The 20,610-nt window shown below is 59.0% G+C and carries 17 protein-coding genes; 10 read left to right on the top strand and 7 right to left on the bottom strand.

What is annotated here, in order from left to right:
• The first annotated feature begins 61 nt into the window (after positions 1 to 61).
• Complete coding sequence (locus HBH25_RS13860; RefSeq protein ID WP_168084498.1) at positions 62 to 556, top strand: GAF domain-containing protein; 495 nt, start codon at positions 62 to 64, stop codon at positions 554 to 556.
• A 92-nt stretch (positions 557 to 648) separates the two neighbouring features.
• Positions 649 to 1,782 carry a lactonase family protein gene (locus HBH25_RS13855; RefSeq protein WP_168084497.1) on the top strand — a complete coding sequence of 378 codons (1,134 nt, stop codon included), beginning with the start codon at positions 649 to 651 and terminating at the stop codon, positions 1,780 to 1,782.
• Here the strand turns inward: HBH25_RS13855 and HBH25_RS13850 are convergent.
• The 3 genes from HBH25_RS13850 to HBH25_RS13840 form a co-directional block, all read right to left on the bottom strand.
• Entirely contained in the window at positions 1,779 to 3,392 is a 1,614-nt protein-coding gene (locus HBH25_RS13850; RefSeq protein ID WP_168084496.1) for a methyl-accepting chemotaxis protein, read from the bottom strand. The genes HBH25_RS13855 and HBH25_RS13850 overlap by 4 nt on opposite strands.
• A 75-nt stretch (positions 3,393 to 3,467) precedes the next feature.
• Positions 3,468 to 5,180: a diguanylate cyclase gene (locus HBH25_RS13845; RefSeq protein ID WP_168084495.1), complete on the bottom strand. Its 1,713-nt coding sequence runs from the start codon at positions 5,178 to 5,180 to the stop codon at positions 3,468 to 3,470.
• A 102-nt stretch (positions 5,181 to 5,282) separates the two neighbouring features.
• On the bottom strand, positions 5,283 to 5,516 hold the full coding sequence (locus HBH25_RS13840; protein WP_168084494.1) for a hypothetical protein: 234 nt from the start codon (positions 5,514 to 5,516) through the stop codon (positions 5,283 to 5,285).
• Positions 5,517 to 5,754: 238 nt separating this feature from the next.
• Here HBH25_RS13840 and HBH25_RS13835 point away from each other — a divergent pair, with 238 nt between their 5' ends.
• Both HBH25_RS13835 and HBH25_RS13830 read left to right on the top strand, forming a co-directional pair.
• Entirely contained in the window at positions 5,755 to 7,368 is a 1,614-nt protein-coding gene (locus HBH25_RS13835) for a histidine kinase famiy protein (protein ID WP_168084493.1), read from the top strand.
• 77 nt (positions 7,369 to 7,445) lie between these two features.
• The gene (locus tag HBH25_RS13830; protein ID WP_168084492.1) at positions 7,446 to 7,700 is read left to right on the top strand and encodes a hypothetical protein; all 255 of its coding nucleotides are present in this window, start codon (positions 7,446 to 7,448) and stop codon (positions 7,698 to 7,700) included.
• A gap of 5 nt (positions 7,701 to 7,705) precedes the next feature.
• Here the strand turns inward: HBH25_RS13830 and HBH25_RS13825 are convergent, their stop codons facing one another.
• Complete coding sequence (locus HBH25_RS13825; RefSeq protein WP_168084527.1) at positions 7,706 to 9,946, bottom strand: ATP-binding protein; 2,241 nt, start codon at positions 9,944 to 9,946, stop codon at positions 7,706 to 7,708.
• A 189-nt stretch (positions 9,947 to 10,135) separates the two neighbouring features.
• Positions 10,136 to 11,017, bottom strand: coding sequence for a LysR family transcriptional regulator (locus HBH25_RS13820; RefSeq protein WP_168084491.1), 882 nt, complete (start codon positions 11,015 to 11,017; stop codon positions 10,136 to 10,138).
• Between the two features lie 114 nt (positions 11,018 to 11,131).
• Here HBH25_RS13820 and HBH25_RS13815 point away from each other — a divergent pair, with 114 nt between their 5' ends.
• The gene (locus tag HBH25_RS13815; protein ID WP_168084490.1) at positions 11,132 to 12,340 is read left to right on the top strand and encodes a tetratricopeptide repeat protein; all 1,209 of its coding nucleotides are present in this window, start codon (positions 11,132 to 11,134) and stop codon (positions 12,338 to 12,340) included.
• Positions 12,337 to 13,299, top strand: coding sequence for a DMT family transporter (locus HBH25_RS13810; RefSeq protein ID WP_168084489.1), 963 nt, complete (start codon positions 12,337 to 12,339; stop codon positions 13,297 to 13,299). Before HBH25_RS13815 ends, HBH25_RS13810 begins: the two co-directional genes overlap by 4 nt.
• Positions 13,300 to 13,381: 82 nt before the next feature.
• Here the strand turns inward: HBH25_RS13810 and HBH25_RS13805 are convergent, their stop codons facing one another.
• Positions 13,382 to 14,524, bottom strand: a complete 1,143-nt coding sequence (locus HBH25_RS13805; protein WP_168084488.1) for a mechanosensitive ion channel family protein — start codon at positions 14,522 to 14,524, stop codon at positions 13,382 to 13,384.
• 40 nt (positions 14,525 to 14,564) lie between these two features.
• The gene (gene nhaA / locus HBH25_RS13800) at positions 14,565 to 15,929 is read right to left on the bottom strand and encodes a Na+/H+ antiporter NhaA (protein ID WP_168084487.1); all 1,365 of its coding nucleotides are present in this window, start codon (positions 15,927 to 15,929) and stop codon (positions 14,565 to 14,567) included.
• A 263-nt stretch (positions 15,930 to 16,192) separates the two neighbouring features.
• Here nhaA and HBH25_RS13795 point away from each other — a divergent pair, with 263 nt between their 5' ends.
• The 4 genes from HBH25_RS13795 to HBH25_RS13780 all read left to right on the top strand — a co-directional run bounded on the left by HBH25_RS13795 (position 16,193) and on the right by HBH25_RS13780 (position 20,595).
• A complete protein-coding gene (locus HBH25_RS13795) occupies positions 16,193 to 17,047 on the top strand; it encodes a class I SAM-dependent methyltransferase (protein WP_168084486.1) in 855 nt (284 codons plus the stop codon).
• A gap of 2 nt (positions 17,048 to 17,049) precedes the next feature.
• Entirely contained in the window at positions 17,050 to 17,841 is a 792-nt protein-coding gene (locus HBH25_RS13790) for a carbon-nitrogen hydrolase family protein (RefSeq protein WP_168084485.1), read from the top strand.
• Positions 17,842 to 17,994: 153 nt separating this feature from the next.
• Complete coding sequence (locus tag HBH25_RS13785; RefSeq protein ID WP_168084484.1) at positions 17,995 to 19,566, top strand: J domain-containing protein; 1,572 nt, start codon at positions 17,995 to 17,997, stop codon at positions 19,564 to 19,566.
• A gap of 123 nt (positions 19,567 to 19,689) precedes the next feature.
• Positions 19,690 to 20,595 (top strand): LysR family transcriptional regulator, encoded by a 906-nt coding sequence (locus HBH25_RS13780; RefSeq protein WP_168084483.1) that lies wholly within the window; start codon positions 19,690 to 19,692, stop codon positions 20,593 to 20,595.
• Positions 20,596 to 20,610 lie beyond the last annotated feature (15 nt).

Here is a 20,610-nt window from a genome sequence, read left to right as displayed (position 1 = left end):
TTACATTAGGCCCAGGGCCTGCGAGCCCCTGCGTTTTCGACCATCAGTGGAGAAGTAGTCGATGGAAAGGCTGTGTGAACGGCAGGGTCTGCTGACCCTGGAAGAGCGCTCGGCCATCGCCGAGATCGAGGCGACCACCCATGTTCTAAAGCTCGTTACGCGCTTGACCGGGATGGGTTTTGCGGGCATTTCCAAATTCACGGACACGCAGTGGGTGGTGTGTTCGGTATACGACGCCATTGGCCTGGGCATTGCGCCAGGCGAGTCGCTGGACGTGGAAACCACCCTGTGTCATGAGTTGCAGCGTGACCCAAGGCCATTGTTTCTGGCCAATATCGCCAACCATCCCAGGCTGGCTGCGCGGCCAGTGGTGGCCGAGCATCGCCTTGGCAGCTATGCCGGTGTGCCTGTGATCCTGCCTGATGGCACGCTGTATGGCGCGCTCTGCGCTTTGGATACGAAGGCTACGGCCTTCGATGATGAGAACCTGGCGGAAACCCTGGAGCTGTTTGCACGGCTGATCGGCTGTATTTTCTACGCAAACATCCGCCGCTGAAGCAAGCCAGGGCAGGGCGGCCCTGGCACCTGTTGCAGTCCATAGTGGCTTAGTCATAGGATGACTGATCATAAAAATAACAGGACTCCACCATGGGTTTGCGTACCGGTTTTGCTGTTTCCCTGATTGTTGCTGCATTGGTTGAGCCTGTTCAGGCCGCCACCTTCGCCTATATCTCAAGCCCTGAAGACGGGTTGATTTCCCAGTACCAACTGGACGAAGCGTCCGGGCAATTGAAGCTGGTCGAGCAGACCCAGGCCGGTGCCCAGGTCAACCCCATGGCATTGAGCCCGGATGGCGAGGCCCTCTATGCTGCCTTGCGAGCCAAACCCTACACAGTGCGCAGCTACAGTATCGACCCTAAAACAGGGCACCTCAGCGAACGCGGCACTGCCCCGCTGGCAGAGAGCATGGCCTACCTGGCGACCGATAGAAGCGGACGCTGGTTGCTGGCCGCCTCCTATGGTGCAGACCTGATCAGCACCCAGACCATTGATAGCGATCACCAGCCTACTGCGGCGTTTAACACCTTCAAGACCGGGCCCCATGCTCACTCCATACGCACAGACCCTTCCAACCGGTTTGCCTATGCCGGCAACCTGGGTGCCGACCATGTGCTGCAATACCATTTCAACGCTTCCACGGGTCAGCTCACGCCAATAGGTGATGGGCATGTTTCAGTACCGGCCAAAACCGGGCCGCGGCATATCGCGTTTTCCCGCAATGGCCATTTCCTGTATGTGGTGGGAGAAATGAGCGGCACGGTGACCGCCTACGCCATCAACGCCAAAAGCGGCGCCCTGAGCGAGATAGGCGTGGCGGTTGGCGTACCGGCCAGCCTCGGCTTGGCCCACGGGGAAGTAAGAGACGCCAGCAACAACAACCTGGCTGACGATCCCACCCGTCGCATCTGGGCCGCGGACCTGCGCCTGTCACCGGACGGCAAGCTGCTGTACATGACGGAACGCACCAGCAGCAGCGTCTCCGCGTTCAGCCTGGATGCCAAGACTGGCAAGCCAACCTTCTTGGGCAACTACCCCGTGCAGGAGCAGCAGCCTCGCAACGTTGCGTTCGACCCTAGCGGGCACTGGCTACTGGTGACGGGTGAAAAAAGCGCTGTAGTCGGCAGCTATGCCATTGGCCCCAAAGGTGCCTTGACCCGGGCTGGGCAAGCCCCTTCGGGTAAAGGGGCGCTGTGGATCGAGGTATTGAAAACCAAGGGCTAGAGCTTGAAGCGTGCGGTGGAATCAGTCAGTGTACGGCTGGAAGACACCACCGCATTTACGTCCACGTTGGCAATGGTGACTGACTCGGCCGAAGCGCTGACCATGGACGCAATGCGCTCCACGTTTTGAGCCACGCTGCTACTGGCCTGGCTCTGTTCTGACGTAGCCGAAGCCATTTCCCGAACCTGAGCCAAGGTGGCAGCCGCTTCGGTGCTGATGTCGCGCAAGGCGGCTGCCGCTTCCTTGGCCAGCCCGGCTGCAGCGTTCATCTTGGGTTCGATAGCCTGCATTTCTTTTACGGCCATGCCCGTATCGTTCTGGATGTCGGCCACCATGACCGTGATTTCCTCGGTCGCCTGGGCCGTGCGTTGGGCAAGGTGGCGTACTTCATCGGCGACGACGGCAAATCCACGGCCCTGTTCACCGGCGCGTGCCGCTTCGATGGCCGCGTTGAGCGCCAGAAGGTTGGTCTGGCTGGCAATGTTGCGAATGGCGCTGGTGATGCTGTCGATCTCGTCGGCGCGCGCAACCAGCCCGCTGATCTGGCCTGATGCAGCTGTGATCTGTTGTGACACTTCAGCGATAGCCCCTGTGACTTCGCCGACCAGGCGCTCGCCCTCGATAGCCAACGACGTGGAGCGCTCAGAGTTGGTCTGAGTCATGCGGGCATTGCTGGAAATCTGGTCGATGGTGACTGACATCTGTTCCACGGCGGCTGCCGTAAGCGTCGTGGCCTCCGAGGTATGTTGAGAGGCGTCGTCGATATGCTGCATCTGCTCACCCAGGCTCGACGATGTGCCCTTGAGTTCCTCTGCCACCTGTTTGATGTCCACGATCATGCCGCGCAAGCCGGTTTGCATACGGGCCACGGCAGCCATCAAGCTGCCGGCCGGGTAACTATCGCCCATCACCTGGCGCAGGTCGCCGTTGGCAATCGACCCTGTAACTTCGGCTACCTGCTGCGGCTCGCCGCCCAACGCGCTGTAGATGCTGCGAGACATGCGCCACGCGATAGCGACTACGCCCAGCAGCACCAGTACGCCGATAGAGAGAAATTTGTAGACCAACTGCCAGTACGCTTCACTGATGTCATCGGCATATACCCCAAAGCCCATTACCCAGTTCCAGCCCGGGATTTGGGTCACGCCATTAATCTTGTCCACAGGCTGGGCCTGGCCTGGCCGTGCCACCTTGTCGTCGAAAAAGGCGAAACGGTCACTACGCAGGTGATCCAAGTAGTTCTGCCAAACGGTCTTGCCACTGGGAAGCGTGGCGCCTACGTCCACTTTGCCAATGAGGTCCGGGTTGGGATGGACAAGGCCCAAAGCCTCTTCCGTCCTGGCCCAGATATAGGCGTTTCTGCCATCGCGCAAGGCATTCAGCGCCTCGACAGCACGTGCCTGGGCCGCAGCGGTGGTGAGCGTTCCGGCTTTTTCAAGCCCCTGAAAGTATTCAACCTGTTTACTGGCCAGGTTCAACACGGTGTGGATTTCGCGGCGGCGGTCTTCCAGCATGGTGTTATGCAGGGTATGGAGCGCAAACAACGCAATAGCGATTAGGCCGGCGCAGGCACACGCGGCGATGATAAAGAGGCGGTGGGCTACTTTCATCAGGCTCACAAGGTGGAATGGAATCGAATACTGAGTTATCGACCCCAAATGCCAGTACTTGAATGCCTGCCTGATTTAGGCATCCAGGCAAGACTGAACCCGATTCCGCCCACTCTGCTTGGCCTTGTACAACGCGGTGTCAGCCGCCTTGAGCAGCAGGCTCTGGTCGGCGCCGCACACGGCGGTGGAGCACACACCAAAGGAGGCCGTTACGGTCAGTGGCTGGCCTAACTCGTGAAGGGTCATGGCGGCAAATTCCGCGCGTATGGCTTCGGCACGGGCCACTGCGCCTTCCAGCGCACAGTCGGGCAGGATCACGATCAGCTCTTCACCGCCAAAGCGGCAGGCGATGTCCGAGGCTCTCAGGGCACCAAGCAGCAAAGCCGAAACAGCTCTGAGCACGCTGTCACCGGCCGGGTGGCCATAGTTGTCGTTCAGGCGTTTGAAGTGGTCCAAGTCTAGCATGATGACCGACAGGCAGGCATGGGTGCGGCGGGCCCGGGCCAGTTCTCGCTCCAGGGTTTCCTCCATGAACCGCCGGTTGTACAGGCCAGTGAGCGGGTCGCGTATGGACTGGGTTTGCAGCACCTGGCGCATACGCCCGTTGGCTAGGGCCAGGGCAGTCTGTTCGGCAATGGCTTCAGCGCATTTGAGGCTGGCTTCTTCCGTGGGCTGGCGTGCGTCTCTGTAAATGTGCAGCAGCCCCAGTGTTTCGCCATACGCCAGCAGTGGAATACACCAATGCGTGTAGGTCACCGTATCCGTGTGATGCGGGTAATGCGCGCAGCACAGGTCATGGCCTTGCTCTACCAAGTGCACGCGGGCACGGCGGATGGCCCAGCAGTCCTTAGGGCTCAGTAGCGTGTCGGGTGGCAGGGCCACAGCCCCCCAGCTAGCCGCTGGCAAAAGGGCATCGGCGGAGTTGCGGTACAGGAAAAACGTACCGGCGCTGCCCTCCAGCAGGCGCTGGCAGTAACTGTTGGCCAGTTGCAGTGTTTCTTCCTGGCTCAATTCGGTTTGCAGTAGCCTGGCCATTTCGGCCAGCAGGCTGACTTCCAGGTTGCGGTGCTCCAGCCGTTCAAGGCTCTGGCTCAGGCGCGCACTGGCAACCTGGGCCGTTGCGGCCGATTCGGCTTGCTGTTGCGCTGACAAGGTTTGCTGTTGCACTGCGCGGCGCATGGACACGTAGATAAACCGCCCCAGCGCCAGTGTAAGCAGGAACGTGGCAACTGATACCACCACGGCCAGGCGAAGGTTGGCCTGGAGCTGGTCGTCCAGGCGTGCAATCTTGGCCGTTTCGTCGGCCGTCAGTTCCTGGGTGGCCTCGCGTACGTCATCCATCAGTTGCTTGCCATGGCCGCCGGCAATCTCGGCCTCTGCAGCGTTGTAACCGACCTCACTGCGCAATTTGACCACCTTGTCCAGGTGGTCCATTTTCAAGTGAGCACGGGCAATAAGGCTGTTGACCCGCCCGATGTCATCGGGAAGGCTATCTTCGTATATCTCGGTCAGGTGCCTGATCGCACCTGGCAACTGCGCTGAGGCAACGAAATAGGGTTGCAGAAAAGGTTCCTTGCCGGTGAGCACATAGCCACGTTGGCCGGTTTCCGCATCTACCAGCAGGCTTTGAAGCACGCGCAGGCTATCAAGCTGCTGCTCGACCAGGTTGCGCTCCATGCGGGTCTGGTTGGTCCAGAACAAGGTGACCGGGCTTATGGCGGCGGTGATCGACATCACCAGCATGGCGGCCATGGCTGCAAGCAGCAGGTTCGTTTTGCGATACGCCATGGCGTTATCCAGCGATACAGTTCCGATGGCTATCGGCCGCCGTTGCGCTGAATAGAGATGTTTATGAGGCCAAGCGATGAACGGCTATGCCGTTGCGCGATGTCAGGCGATATTGGCAGCTTGCTGCAGGGCCAATTCAGCCAGCCGTTGATGGTAGTGCTGGCCTTCGGGGTTAAGCACCATGGAAGGCGCCTTGCCAGCTGCCTCTGCCAACGCTACGTATTTGCACACGATCAATACGCGCAGTTCCTCGGCATCGTCCTGGCTTATCTCATTCCACTGGCGGGCTTCGATCAGGTTAAGCAGGCGCAGGTGTCGTGCATCGTAAGCGTTCATAAGGGCGTCACTGAAGAATAAAGGAGGAGTGATGTTATTGTGCCTTTATTGTGCGGGTGGCACGTTAGTTCCAGACAAAGCGCGCTAAATAAATGGGTGATAACTATTTTCTTCAGCCTGGAGGCTGATTTCAGCGTTTTTTTTGGACCATTGGGTACACGCTGCACAAACTATTTGTCTTCTTTGTGTATCGAACAGCAGATGTACGGCGCCTTACGCTTTCAGGAAAACGAGCCCGATGCCTGACCAATCCAAAGACCTGCATGCGCGGGTAGACAACACACAGACAGCTGACCTGTCTTCCCAAGGCAAAAATATCTTTTTCGCAGCCGTGTCCACCACGCGTATGCCGATGATCGTGACGGACCCTAACCAGCCTGATAACCCGATCATCTTTGCCAATGGCGCCTTCCTGGACATGACCGGGTACAGCACCGACGAGCTGTACGGGCGTAACTGCCGTTTTCTCCAGGGGGCCGATACCGATCGGCATTTGGTGGAGCAGGTGAAGCGGGCGGTGGACGAGCAGCGCGACATTTCAGTGGAGATACTCAATTACCGCAAGGATGGGTCCTCGTTCTGGAATGCCTTGTTCATTTCGCCGGTGTACAACGACGACGGCGACTTGATCTACTTCTTTGCTTCGCAACTGGACGTAAGCCGCCGCCGCGACGCTGAAGACGCACTGCGCCAGGCGCAGAAAATGGAGGCCTTGGGGCAACTGACCGGGGGCATCGCCCATGACTTCAACAACCTGTTGCAAGTGATGGGTGGGTACGTGGACTTGGCAGACCGCTCGGCGCGCAAGGCTGAGGTAGACGGCGAACGCATCGTGCGCAACCTGGCCATGACCCGCACAGCCATCGAACGTGCGACGTCCCTGACTCAACAACTGCTGGCATTTTCCAGGAAACAAAAGCTGCAAGGCCGTGTGATCAACCTAAACAACCTGGTCGATGAAATACGCCGCAACGTTGAGCATGTGATGGGCGATAACATCGACTTCCGTACGGACCTGGAGCAGGACCTGTGGAACTGTCGCATCGATCCCACCCAGGCCGAGATGGCGTTGCTTAATATCATCATCAATGCCCGGGATGCGTTGCTGGGCCGGGATCGGCCGGCGGTCAGCGTGGAAACGCGAAACCTGCACGTGTCCGAAGCCAATGCACGCGCCTATGACGGCATGCTGCCTGGCCGCTACGTATGCATAGCGTTAACAGATAACGGCTGTGGCATGCCCGAAAGCATCAAAAGCCGGGTGATGGAGCCTTTTTTCACCACCAAGGATGAAGGCAAGGGCACTGGGCTGGGACTCTCGATGGTGTATGGCTTTGCCAAGCAGTCAGGTGGGGCCGTGCGCATTTATTCCGAGGACGGCATAGGCACCACGTTGCGGATGTATTTCCCAGCCGACAGCGCAGGCCTCACCCACCATGAGGTGCCCAAGCCGGCAGCCGTCGCCACAGGCACCGAGGCCATTCTTATCGTTGAAGACCGTGAAGACGTGGCTGAGCTGGCCAAGGCGGTACTCGATGACTGTGGCTACACGACGGCTGTTGCCAACAGCGCCAACCAGGCGCTGGAGATCCTGGCCAGCAATGCCCGCTTCGACCTGTTGTTTTCAGATGTGATCATGCCCGGCGGCATGAATGGCGTGGTACTGGCACGTGAAGTACGCAAGCTTTACCCGGATATGAAGATATTGCTCACCACGGGATACGCTGAGAATGCCATTGAGCGCACAGACGCCAGTGGCGAGCAATTTGAAGTACTGTCCAAGCCCTGTTTGCCCAATGTGTTATCGGCCAAGGTGAGGCAGGTACTAAACGGCCCTAACGGCGTGAGCTAAACACAACCGGCTAGCCAAGCGCCCGTGGTCTACAGTTAAAGCTCAACCTTTAAAGTGGATCCGCTGGGAGCAGTTTTATGCGTAAACAACTGATTGCAGTCGCTGTGTTGTTCGCCGCCGCCATGCCATTAGCCTTTGCCGAAGGTGAGGTGGGAGAGGGCATACGCCACGACAACCGTGAGTTGGACAAAGGCGTAGACCATGACGCCAAAGAGGTGGACAAGGGTGTGAAGCATGACGCCAGTGAAGTAGACAAAGGCGCCAGGCACGACGACGAAGAACGCCACAAGGCAGACAAGCACTTGGATAAAGAGGCCAAGAAGCACCTGTAGTCTGTCTAGCTGGGCCCGTCTGCCTCGTCAGGCAGCGGTGGCACGGTAGCGTGGGGCAGGGTGAATGAAAACGCGGCGCCTTTGTTGGGCGCTGCCTTGGCCCATACCTGGCCACCGTGGCGTTCGACAATACGCCGAACGTTGGCCAGGCCAATGCCGGTGCCCTCGTACTCTTCCATGCGGTGAAGCCGTTGGAAGACGCCAAATAGTTTGTCCACGTACTGCATATCGAACCCGACACCGTTGTCCTGCACACACACCACCGTGTCGTGGTCGCGCTTGGCTGCCGTAACGTCAATAATGGTTACCGGTTGGGTGCGTGAATACTTCAGTGCATTGGAAATCAGGTTGCGCATGGCCAAGTGGATAAAGGCCGGGTCTGCCACCAACTCGGGCAGGTCGGTGTAGTGCCATTGCACCTCACGCCCTTCGTAGTCCGGCTGCAGTTCCACGCGAATGGTGTCCACCAGCTTGCGCAGGTCTATGGGCGCCAGGTGGATAGCATTGCGGCCCATTTGGGAAAAACTGAGCAGGTTGTCTACCAGGGTGCCGGCAAACCGTGCAGAGTCTGCAATGGTGGTGACAAAGCGTTGGCCTCGCTCCGAGAGGTTGTCCGATTCCATGTCCGTCAGCAGGTCGGTAAAGCCGGCAATGTGCCGTAGTGGCGCGCGCAGGTCATGGGACACGCTGTACGAGAAGGCTTCCAGTTCCTTGTTCGATCGGTCCAGTTCCTCAGACATCTGCGCCAGTTCTTCAGCCTTGCGCAACACGATGCCCAGTACGGCCTGGCGCAATTCCTGAACACCCTCGGCCTCGCTGGCCAGCCATGGCGTTGAAAAACCATGAACGACCTGCCGCCATTGTTCGAAACTTTGCCGGGGGTTGAGGCTGCCGGTATCACCCAGAATCTTGTCCGGTTTGCCGGCCCAGTGCACCACGTGGGCCTGTTCGGGTTTGAACCAGATCAGGTAATGGGGGTGCAGCTCTGAAATGGCGACGGCCATCACACCGCTGGTGGCTTCACCGATGGCAGGCAGCTCCGGGATGCTCTGGCTGGCATTGTCCGTCTCGAAGAAGTCGTTGGCCGGGCGTTTGAACAGCCATTCGGCCAGCAACTGCACATCGGTTTTGGCAGGCGTGTCACCGTACAGGTCGCAACCTGTGGTCGAGACCACGGCTGCGCCCTCAGCCCCTACAAACCCAAGGAACGTATCGGTTTCAGCACGCAAGCCGAGCAGGACGCTATCGTGGTCGGCAATGGCCGACAGCAGCTGCACCATGCGCTGGCGAATATCCAGCATCCGCGCCGCGTTGAGGCGGGATTCACGGCTTTCGATCTGTAGCGACAGTACCCGGCCTAACAGCTCGCAAGCAGTACGGGTTTGGAAGCTTACCGTGTGCGGGTCGCTGTGGTGGCAGGATACCAAGCCCCATAATTTACCCTCCACCACAATGGAGATGGACATGGAGCTGAGTGTTTGCATGTTGCGCATGTACTGCAAGTGAATCGGCGATACGCTGCGAAGCGTCGCGTAACTCATGTCCAAGGGCTGGCCCGTTAGTGGATTATTAGCGGGAATGAGCCTGGAGGGAGTGTAGTTGGCATCTTCGATCACGCGAATGCGATTGGAGCAGTACAGTGCCCTGGCCTGTGCAGGAATGTCCGACGCGGGGAAGCACAAGCCCAGGTAGCTCTGGTAGCCGTCATCCAGCAACTCGGCATTCACCAGGCCGTTGCCTTGCTCGTCGAACTTGTAGGTTTTGACCCGGCCAAAGCCGGTAAGCCGCTTGACCACCCGCACGGCACGCTCGCACAGCCCCTGCACGGTTTCGATTTCCGGCGCGCTGCTAATGAACGAGCGCACGATGGGGTACAGCCGGTTATGGGTCACGGTTTCCGAAGTAGGCCGTTCAAACTCTACGACCAATACCTGGTCGTACCGGTGCAGCATCATGGGCAGGGCCACTGGCCCGGCCTTGCCGATCAGGAACTCCACATCCGCCACGTGGTAGGGGTGGGATTCGTCCTCTTCCAGTTCGCCCAGTTGCTCAACCAGCTCGTGGCCGTCCCGGATGACGTCGGGGAAGCGCGCGCCCAGCAGTTGGTCGGCATCCACGCCTAGCCAGGCCATCAGGTTTTCGCTGAACTGCCGTATCACCATGCCGGGCTCTTCGATCACCAGCATGAACCCCTGCGGCTGAATGCTGCCGGGAATGCGGATGGGTTCGCGGGCACAGTTGTCCATAGCGAGTTGGAAGGCGTCTGACTGTTGCGGTTGGGACACGGTAGTACAACCTCGTACGTTTCGCGGGGCTACGATTGAACAGCATAGGAACACGGTGACGCTTGAACGTTCGGGGCAAGGGCCAGGCATAAGCGGCGATTCACCCCCATTTCACCAAGGCACACCTTGTGGACGTTGCCCAGCAGTGGGTTACAAGCCATGGGCCGCGCAACACTTCTGCGCCACGTCAACAAACGCCTTGGTAACGGGTGTAGCCTGTGCCTTGTCCAGTACGGCGATGCCCACCAGCCGCTTCACACGAGGAGCCAATGGTTTGGCCACGTAGTGGGCAATGGCCTGCTGCGGCAGGGACGATTCAGCCACGATGGTCACCGCATCTCCACGTTCTACCGCAGCCAGGGTACTCATCAGCTGGGAGGTGCGGTAGCGCACCCGAGGTTGCAGGCGGGCACCGGCGAACAACTGGGAGACTAGCGCAGAGGACCCGGCCTCAGTCAGCACAAAGGGGTCGCTGCACAGGTCATTCAGGCTGACCGCCGGCTGCGTTGCCAGCCGATGGCCGAGCGGGAGCACGGCGACCATCTGATCTTCAAGCAGCATGCAAGTATCGAACTGGTCATTGGGCAAGGTGACAAAGCCGACATCCACACGGCGGTCCAATAGCCATTGCACCACTTGGCGATCAGGCCCTTCATCGATATGGATTTCGATCCCTGGGTGCAGGTGGGAAAAAGAGTCCAGGATCAAGGGCAGCAGCCGTTGGGAGGAGGTGGGCCCGAATGAACCGATGCGTAGCGTGCCGACCTTCATGGCCTGTGCGTCGGCGGCCTCCATGCGCATGGCGTCCGCCAGGCCCAGCATGGCATTGGCGCGCTGTACCAGCGTTGCGCCAATGTTGGTCAGCTCAATCTGGCCTTGGTAGCGCAACAACAGCGCTACGCCCAGTTCCTGTTCCAGCGCCCGGATGGCATGGGAAACGGCAGACTGAGAGATGTTCAATTCCGTGGCCGCAAGGGTAAAGCCGCGCCGTTGCGCAACCGCGACAAAAATCTCGAGCTGAGTGAGCGTCATTGCCTGGCCATGAGTAAAGGCTCATTTCCGCATGAGTGCGTAAATGCGCAAGGATAGACGAAGCGGACATAAGGGCCAAGGCTGGCGCTCGGTTCGGAAAATAAGGATGTGCCCATGACGACTCAGTGGAAAACGGATGGTATTTCGGGCTTTTGGCCAGAGGCCAATGGCCCTTTCCTGGCCCTGCGCGGTATGCCGGAAGCGGTGGAGCCCGGTAATGAGCACCAGGCGCTGTACCGGCAGTTGCTATCAGGCTTTGACAGAATCACCAGCTGTGAAATCAAGGAGCTGTACAGGTTCAAGCTGTTGCTTGACCAGGTTCCCTCAGACATGGCTTCACGCCCCGAACTGAACATGGTGCTGCATGGGTTCAGGGCGTGGGTGAATTTTGACTATGAAGCGGCGCGTGCCGCCTTCGTATGCCACATCAAGGTATACCCCACCGATGTGGTCGCGTTGTTTTTCCTGCACATGCTGGATTTCTGTACGGGCAAGACCACGCGGTTGAAAAATCAGTTCCCAGTGCTTGATGCGGCGCTCTCGGCCCAGCACCCTTTGTACTCTTATTACTTATCCATGAAAGCGTTTGTGCTGTGCGAGTGCGGCCTGTTCGGGGAAGCTTTTGATATTGCGCTGGAAGCGGTCAACCTGGTGCCGGGCAACATCTACGGCATTCATGCTGCGGCCCATGCGCTGCATGAGCTGGGCCGCTGGGCGGAGTTGGCCGGGTTCCTGGAAAGCCGCAAGCCCGACTGGATCGACAACCCTGGCATGCGCATGCATGTGTATTGGCACCTGGCGATTGCCTACGAACGGTGCAAGAACACCGAGCGTGCGCTGACGGCCTTCGATGCCTTGTACAAACTCAAGGACAGCCCTTTTGCCAAACAGGACCTGGATGCAGTCGGGTTTCTATGGCGGCTACGGTTGAAGGCGGCCGATGGCCGGTATCACGGTGTGTGGAAGCGCCTGGCCGTGCTATGGAGCGGCGGTATCTTCACGTCTACCTCGTACTTTCACAAGCTCCACGCCGCCTTTGCCTTCTCCGCCAGCAACCAGCCGTTGCTGATTGAAAAGCAGATTGCCGAAAGCGATGGTTTTGGCGTGGAGCCTAAAACCCACCTTGCAGGCGTGGGCGTTCTCAAAGCCATCCACTTGTTCACGTTGGAAGAGTATGGGCAGTGCCTGGAACTGTTGCGCGATACGCGCGCCCATTGGCATTTGCTCGGAGGCAGCCACGCGCAGCGGGAAATCCTTGAGCTGACGCTGGATTACGCTGCACAGCAAACCCTTTCTGTAGCGCTGGGGAGATACTCGGCATGACCCAAGACTCAACGCTGGGCCGCCCATTGGCAGACAGCAGCACCTACCTCAAGCTGTCGCTGGTAGCCATGATCTGGGGTGGCACCTTCGTCGCCGGCCGTTATATTTCTGGTGAAACCCCGCCCTTGCTGTCGGCCAGCTTACGTTTTCTGCTGGCCGGTGGCGTGCTTGGTTTATACCTGCTGATATCGGGCCAAGGCTTTGTTCGCCTTACCCGGCCGCAGTTGTTCAAACTGATCGGCCTGGGCTTTTGCGGCATTTTTGCGTACAACCTGTGCTTCTTCTACGGCCTGCATTACATCAGTGCGTCCAGGGCCTCTCTGATTGTGGCGTTGAACCCTGCCGTAATGGCTATCGTGTCCTACCTGTTGTACCGCGAGCACCTGTCCTTGTCGAAAGTAGGCGGCATAGTGCTATGCGTGGTGGGCGCTGGCGTCGTGTTGCTTACGCGGCTATCAGGCAGCCTTGCAGGCGTGGAGGGTAGCTGGGTAGGGGACCTGCTGATTTTTGGGTGCGTATTGAGTTGGGTGGCGTTCAGCATTTTCGGTAAAGCCACCGTTAAGGAGATCGGAGCGCTGCATACCGTGACCTATTCGATCATGGCCGGGGCTGCCATGCTGACGGTGACGGCGGTGGGTATGGGGCAGTTCCAACTGGCTGCCATTCAGGCGTTGCCGCTCAGTGAAATGCTGAGCCTGGTGTACCTAGGCGTGATGGGCTCGGCCATTGCCTATATCTGGTACTACAACGGCATCCAGAAAATCGGCGCCACTCGGGCAGGCGTATTCATCGCCCTCAACCCGCTGACAGCTGTGCTGCTGGGTGGGCTGCTGCTAGGGGAGGTGCTCAGCGGGTATACCTTCATAGGCGGTGCACTGATCATTGTGGGCATTGTGGTGTGCAACCGCCCGGTGAAGGTGCGCAGCGCAACCCCAGCGGCGATAGTGCGCCCAGCCTGACAGTACGCGGGAGGGGGGTAGGGGCTGCTTGGTCCGAACTTGCCCTGCCACTTGGTTCGCACCAGGCGGCAGGGCAGCCAGGTTACTGCACCGTTCGCAATGCGTCGCCTTGTGGGGCGGTATGGCGTTGCTGCAACTGGTTTTCCAGCGTGGACGGCAGCGATGCTACGTACAAGGTGCGGGTAGGGAAGGCAAATTCCACACCCATGTCGGCAAAGGCCTCCATCATTTGCACATTGATGGCCTGTTGAACGTCCATGTACACGTTATAGCTAGGGTCCAGCACGATGTAGACAGTTTCAAATTCCAGTGCGTTTTCGCCGAAGGCCAGGAAGTGGGACCGATCAAAGCGTGCCAGTTTCTGCTCGCCGATGATCCGCTCCACCTGCCGAGGTACCTCTTTGACCTGTTCAGGTGTGCAGCCATAGGTCAGTCGGAATTTGAAAACGATGCGGCGTTCCTGCAGGCGCTTGTAGTTCTGGATGGTGCTACCGATCATTTCGGCGTTCGCCATCACAATCTGTTCGCCCCCCAGGCTGCGAATGCGTGTGGTCTTCAGCCCCACGTGCTCGACCGTACCCGCCAAAGCGCCGACCACAATGAAATCGCCTACCTCGAAAGGCTTGTCGACCGCAATCGACAGTGACGCAAACACGTCGCCCAATATGTTTTGCACTGCCAGGGCGATCGCAATACCGCCAACCCCTAGGCTGGCTACGAATGCGGTAATGTTGACCCCAAGGTTGGAGAGCATGGCCAGCGCCACCACGGCCCACAACAGTACCTTGGCACCCCACAACGCCAATGTGCCCAAGGCACTGCCCGTGTAGACCTCAGACCGGCTATGGCGCTTGAAGTATCGCAGTACGGCCAGTGCAATGGCCCGGTTCGCCCACAGGCCCACTTGCAGGGCCACAACCACGAACCACAGGCTGCTCACCCGCGATGCCCAGCGATCAGGCAGGTCCAGTATGCCTACCCCTATCAATACCGCCCCCAGCAGTAATAGCGCATTACTGGTACTGGACAGCACCTCGATTGCAATGTGGCTCAGGTGTGCATCTGGGCGGTTAGCTCGCCTGCGCAGGTTCTTGAGCACAAAGCCGATGCCCGCCCGGGCAACGGTGAAACTCAGGGTGATGGCCCCCAGGGCCAGGCACCAGTTGGCAAGGGTGATACCTAGAAATTCGGTTTGTGTGATGTTGGTCAGAAAAGCCAGATCCACTGTTTACCTCTGTGTTGGGTGGAGTATTGGACACGTGTTGTCACACGTGCCGAGAAGCAGGCCGCCGTACAAACATCACGACGCCCCAGGCCAGGCCTAGCAGGGCTGAGCAGGCAGAGCCCACCAGCACCGCCAGTTTGGCAACGCCTAGCAGGTTGGGGTCGCTGAAGGCCAGGCCGGCGATAAAGATGGACATGGTAAAACCGATTCCGGCCAGTAGGCCGATCAACACCACGCCCCGCCAGGTAACGCCCTCTGGCAGTTGGCACAGCTTGAGTTTGACCAGCGCGACACACGTGAGAACCACCCCCACAGGCTTGCCAACCAGCAACGCCAAGGCTACGCCCAAGCCCACGGCATAGGCGGTGGGGCCTTCAAGGGAGGTGGCATTGAAGGCAACGCCGGCATTAGCCAAGGCGAACAGCGGCATGATTCCATAGGCCACCCAAGGGTGCAGTGCCGTCTGCACACGCTTGACCGGCGGTAGCATTTCCCGCTGTGCCTTTCGGATCTGGCCCAGCGGTTGCTTGACCGAGTCCGCCTCGGGCGCTTCTTTTATGTGGTGGGCCAGGTCGCGAACGGCGCTGAGCAGCGTATCGATCGGGCGCTCGATGGCGGGGCGGGAATAAACCGGAGTTATCAGGCCAAGTATTACGCCAGCCAGGGTAGGGTGTACGCCCAGCTTGGCCAACCCTGCCCACACCATTACGCCCGGCACCACGTACACCCAGGCGTTTGCAAACCCCATGCGCTGCATGGCTAGCACCGTAGCGATGCCCAACACGGCCAGCACGGCGCCAGTAGCCTCAAGGGATGTGGTATAGAACAGCGCGATGATCAGCACGGCAGCGATGTCGTCAATGATGGCCAGCGCCAGCAGAAAAATCCTTACCCCAGGGGCAATGGATTTACCCAGCAACGCCAGCACACCTACCGCGAAGGCAATGTCAGTGGCAGTGGGAACAGCCCAGCCAGACAGGGAAGGGTGGCCAAGGTTGGTCGCGCTGTAGATCAGGGCGGGTACCAGAACGCCACCCAAGGCTGCCGCCACGGGCAAAGCAGCCATTCGCAGGTTGGACAATGAGCCGTCTTTGATCTCCGAGCGGATTTCCATACCGACGACCAGGAAGAAAATGGTCATCAGGCCATCATTGACGATGAAATGCAGTGAAGCGCCGAGCGAGTAGTCGCCCAAGGTCAGGCTTAGCCGCGAATGCCAGAAGGTTTCGTAAGTAGCACCCAGTGGGCTGTTGGCCCAGGCCAACGCTATAACGGCGGCAATGACGAGCACGATGCCACTGACCGCTTCTACATGGCTGAAACGTTCAAGGGCAGTGAGTGCCTGGTGAGTAAGCTGTTGAGCACGAGGCACTGATGTTGAGGCAGGTGTGTTAGGTGCAGGCATGGTCGTCCCTGCCAGCGGCCCGACTGGCATAGATTTTAACCTGCACCCGGCAGCGGCCTAGGTACACCCTGCAGGGATCCTACGGGGTGCAGTAGCAGGGCGCAACGTTCTATTGCCGTACATCTCCAAGCACTGCTTGTGGGCCTGGCTGGCGCAGCGCCCTCGCTGCTTTCAATCAGGTTTGCAATACTCGGTGCCTTCCATGTTGGCCTGCCATACGTTCACAGGGCTAACGTTTCGCTGTGGTTATTACAAGGTGGACTATGCGTATCGAGGCTGTGGACCAAAAGGGCTGTATTATTTGCGATGCCCCGTTGAGCTATTTCTTCTCTAAAACCTACCCGCCCTATCCAGGCAGCCCTTTTGAGCATGCGTTGGACGCAGCGTTCTGGAAGTGCAGCGATTGCGGGTTCGTCATTTCCGCCACTCACCAAAACATGAGCCATGCTCAATGGACGGCGCTGAACGAGAGCTGGCACCTTCACTTTGAAGGCGACCTTGCCGCGCGCACCAACAACCAGCCCCCTTATGCCGACCAGGCCTTGGCGATCAAGCTGCTTGAAAAGAACGGGCTGCTCGACCTCTCAAGTGCACTCGATTACGCCGCGGGCTATGGCACCCTCTCCAAGGTATTGAAGAAGTACTTCAATACCGACCTTCACGTATTCGACAAATATGTGCGTGCTGAAACGGGCGGCGTGTCGTACGTCTCCCCAGAAGCATTGGGGGTGTACAAACTGGTGATCAACAGCGCCATGTTCGAGCATGTGCTGGACCGGGCAGCCCTTGATGAAGTCAATAACCTGGTTGCTGACGATGGCGTGCTGGCGCTGCACACGCTGGTGTGCGAACGCATCCCCCAGGACCCAAACTGGTTCTACATCAGCCCTATGGTGCACACGGCGCTGCACACCAACAAAAGCATGGCCATGCTGATGGAGCAGTGGGGGTATGCCGCCTCACTGTATTCGCCCCAGGCTAAAACCTGGTTCCTGTTCAAGGCGGGCAGCCCACACTTGAGCACCCTGGCCGAACAAGTAGCCCGTATCAACGAAGAGCTGCAGACCCCTTACTTTCATTACAAAGCGGGATTTGTAGACTACTGGAAGGGGTTTTGAGCATGGCACAGGCAACGCCAGGGCCAAGCCATAGGCGTGATATAAGCGTCTGTGCAGCACAGTACTGTGCGGTAGCAGGAAACATTGAAGCCAATATCGCTCGGCATGAACACTTCATGCGCCAGGCGGCCCAGCATCAAGTAGCGTTTTTATTGTTTCCGGAGCTCTCCCTGACAGGTTATGAGCCTTCACTGGCTGCCCAATTGGCGTTGCCCCCAGGCGCGCCCTGCTTGCAACCCTTGCGGGTACTGGCAAGGCAATTACGCATGACCACGGCGGTAGGTTTGCCCGTGCGGTTGGCTGGCCAGAGCACGGTTATGGTCGGTGCGCTTGTATTGGGCGCGGACGGTTCTCAAGCGCTGTACACCAAACAGCACCTCCATGAAGGTGAAGACGCCGTGTTCAGCCCTGGAACGGGCGGTGCGTTGGTAGAGGTGAGCGGCGAGCCTTTGGCGCTGTCCGTATGCGCAGACTTCACCCATGCCAGCCATGCCCAGGCTGCGGCACGCGCCGGGGCTGATATATACGCCGCCAGCGTGCTGATCAGTGAGGCCGGCTATGCCAAGGACAGCGCGCTACTTCAAGGCTACGCGGCAGCGCACCCATTCGGTGTGCTAATGGCCAACCATGGCGGGCCTTCGGGCGGCTGGGCCTGTGCGGGGCGTAGCGCGTTCTGGGCGCCGGGCGGGCGGCTGGTGATGAGTGCTGCAGGCACGGGTGACTGCCTGGTTATTGCACGTCGGCAGGCGGACGTTTGGGAGGGCGAGGTGTTAGCGGTGCAGGCAGGGGTATAGCCACCACACCCCTTGGCCAAAGCAGGCACCGGCGAAAACGAGCCGTTGTGTAAACGCTAAAGACGTTGAAGGAGAGTGCCGAACCGCGATATGGCAGGGAACCTAATAATGCCAGTTGCCACATAGGCGGTAATTGATTTAGCTGGGGCTGCTATGAACACCATTACGAACGCGGCGTCTTCGTTGCTGAAGGCAGCCTTCAGCGAAACAGGGCAACAGAAGCTAACACAGGCCATCAAGGTTGCCAGCAATATTGCAGGCAGCGTTGGGTTGCAGATGACCGAGGCGCTGATGTCGCAGCATACGGCCAAGCCTGGTGATCCGAAGCACGAGATGTTCGCGCACGTTATGCAAGCGTTGCAGGGTAAGGCGGCCGTGCGCAATGTGCAAACGCACGAAAAGGGTGGGGCGTTTGAATTGGCGCAGGAGGTGCGAGGTGCCAGCAAGGTCAATTATGAACGCGATGTGAAGCTTTCAAACCTTATGAGCTACCTTGGCATCAGCGATCGTGCAGGTGTTTTGTTGCATTCTATTGGCCAAAGCCTACTGTCTGCAATGCACTCGGTTGCACCGCAATTCAGCAAAGAGGTCGCTGCCCAGGCAAAGCAGGCATTCCTGAGCCGTAGTAGCCTTAGTGGGCTTCGGGCTTTTCAGGATGCTGCTAAACAGGCGAGTGGGCGGCGGCCTGCTACGCCACCGCCACCGCCACTCTATAGCGCACAGGACCCAGGCCGGTTCCGTAATCCTCAGGCGTCCCAAGGCTATGCGCGGCCATCCTCGCCGCCACCGCCTTATACCCCACCGAACCCTAATACGTTCGCTAATCCGCCGGGCGCACAAGGTGATACGCCTCCACCGCTGCCGCCACGCCCCAGCACATCCAAGCCTGGTACGTTTGCCACTCCAACGAGCGCACAAGGTGATAGGCCGCCACCGCTGCCGAAGCGCCCCAGTGTACCTAACCCAGCACCGAACTTCTCTCAGCCACAACAGGCTGACAACGCAGCACCGCCACCTCGCCCACCCAAAGAAAGAGAAGCGGCTCCCGGCAGCGGGCAGTCACAGACCGCTGGCGCTGTGCGGACGGGGCCATCTACGTTTGCAGACCAGCCTGGGACACAAGAAAGCCAAAAGAGCACAACACCGCCGCCACGACCCCGTCGCAACAGTGAGCCCAATCCAACACCAAACTTCGCTCAGCCACCAAAGGCTGAAAACGCGGCGCCACCACCTCGCCCGCCTAAGGAAAAAGAAGCAGCCGGCGGCGATCAACCACCTACCGCTGGCGTCGGTGAGCGCACTGGGCGCCCCAGTGCCAGCGCCGGTACCGAACGCCCGCGTGCACAGAGCGCACCGCCACCCAGGCCGCCTAAGGTCGAACAGGAGAAGCCTCATACCGAATCAACCGCAGGTGCTGGCAAGGTTGAGGAGGCGGCGCCAAAAGAGTCGGCTGCTAAACCGCTTTATCAGCATATGGGCCTGCCAGCTGATGCCACCACTGCGCAAATCAAGACGACTTATAGGAGAAGAGTGTTAAAAGATCATCCAGACAAGAATCCAAATGACCCAGGTGCCCAAGCTCGGTTCACGCAACTCGACAATGCCTATAAAATCCTTTCCAACGTCACAAACAGAGACTATTACGACAAGGGGTGGATTAATGATGAGGGGAAAAAGACTTTGTCGGGCTGGAAGAATATTCCACCTGAGTGGGAGGCCCCTTGAGTAATGCCCTCGGCGCTCACATTCCTGTTTGCATAAAGCGCTGCTGCGATTGAATAGGGGGGCTGGCCCGCTTGTATAACTATATCCAGATGCGGCCAACGTTCCCTAGCCAGAGAGCCAACCGTGATCCGAGAACTCAAAACCTTCATCTGCGTTGCGCGCCGGGGCACTTTTGCGGCAGCAGGGCAGGAAGTGGGCTTGACCCCGTCCGCGGTGAGTGCGCAAATCCGCACCCTTGAAGACAGCCTGGGGGTGAAGCTTTTTGACCGTACTGGCCGGGCCGCCACACTCAACTCGGCAGGCCAACGGGCCATCCCCTTGGCGGAGGAAATGCTGCAGCTGTTTGCACGTATGGGTGCGCCTGCTACCGAAAACGATTTTCACGGTGCCTTGCGCATCGGCGCCATCGGCACGGTGCAAACCGGCATCCTTCCACAGGTGCTGGTAGCGCTGAAAGCAAAGGCGCCGTTTATCGAAGCCAGCCTTATTCCGGGTGTATCGCTCAACCTGCTCAGCCTGGTGGATTCCGGGGACCTGGACCTGGCGATCATGATCAACCCACCGTTTGCACTGCCCAAGGACCTGCGCGCCGAAGTGATCGCCCGGGAGCCTTATGTGCTCATTACGCCCAAAGGGGTGCGCGGCAGCGACCCGGCGCAACTACTGCGAGACCATCCTTTTATCCGCTACGACAGAAACTCGTTCGGTGGCCGTTCGGTCACGCAGTTCCTGCGCGAGCATAAACTCTCTGTTCGCCAGGCCCTGGAGCTGGACGAGTTGGACGCTATCGTGAAAATGGTGCGTAGCGGCCTAGGGGTGGCGCTGGTGCCCTTGGCAGGGCTGTGGCTGGAGAATGCTTCTGACGTTCGAATCATCCCGCTTAAAGCACAGACGTTCTACCGCGAAATCGTACTGCTAACGCGCTACCAGCAACGGCATGCACCACTGTTCAACCTGTTCCGCACCTGTGTAGTAGACGCCATGGCGAAACACAGTGCCCAGGCGCCTCGCCTTGACCTTGGCAACTAAATGCTGCCTCTGTGT

The organism is Pseudomonas quercus, from assembly GCF_012033695.1.
In the GTDB taxonomy this organism is placed as follows: domain Bacteria; phylum Pseudomonadota; class Gammaproteobacteria; order Pseudomonadales; family Pseudomonadaceae; genus Aquipseudomonas; species Aquipseudomonas quercus.
This window is presented reverse-complemented; position numbering and strand designations above follow the sequence as displayed.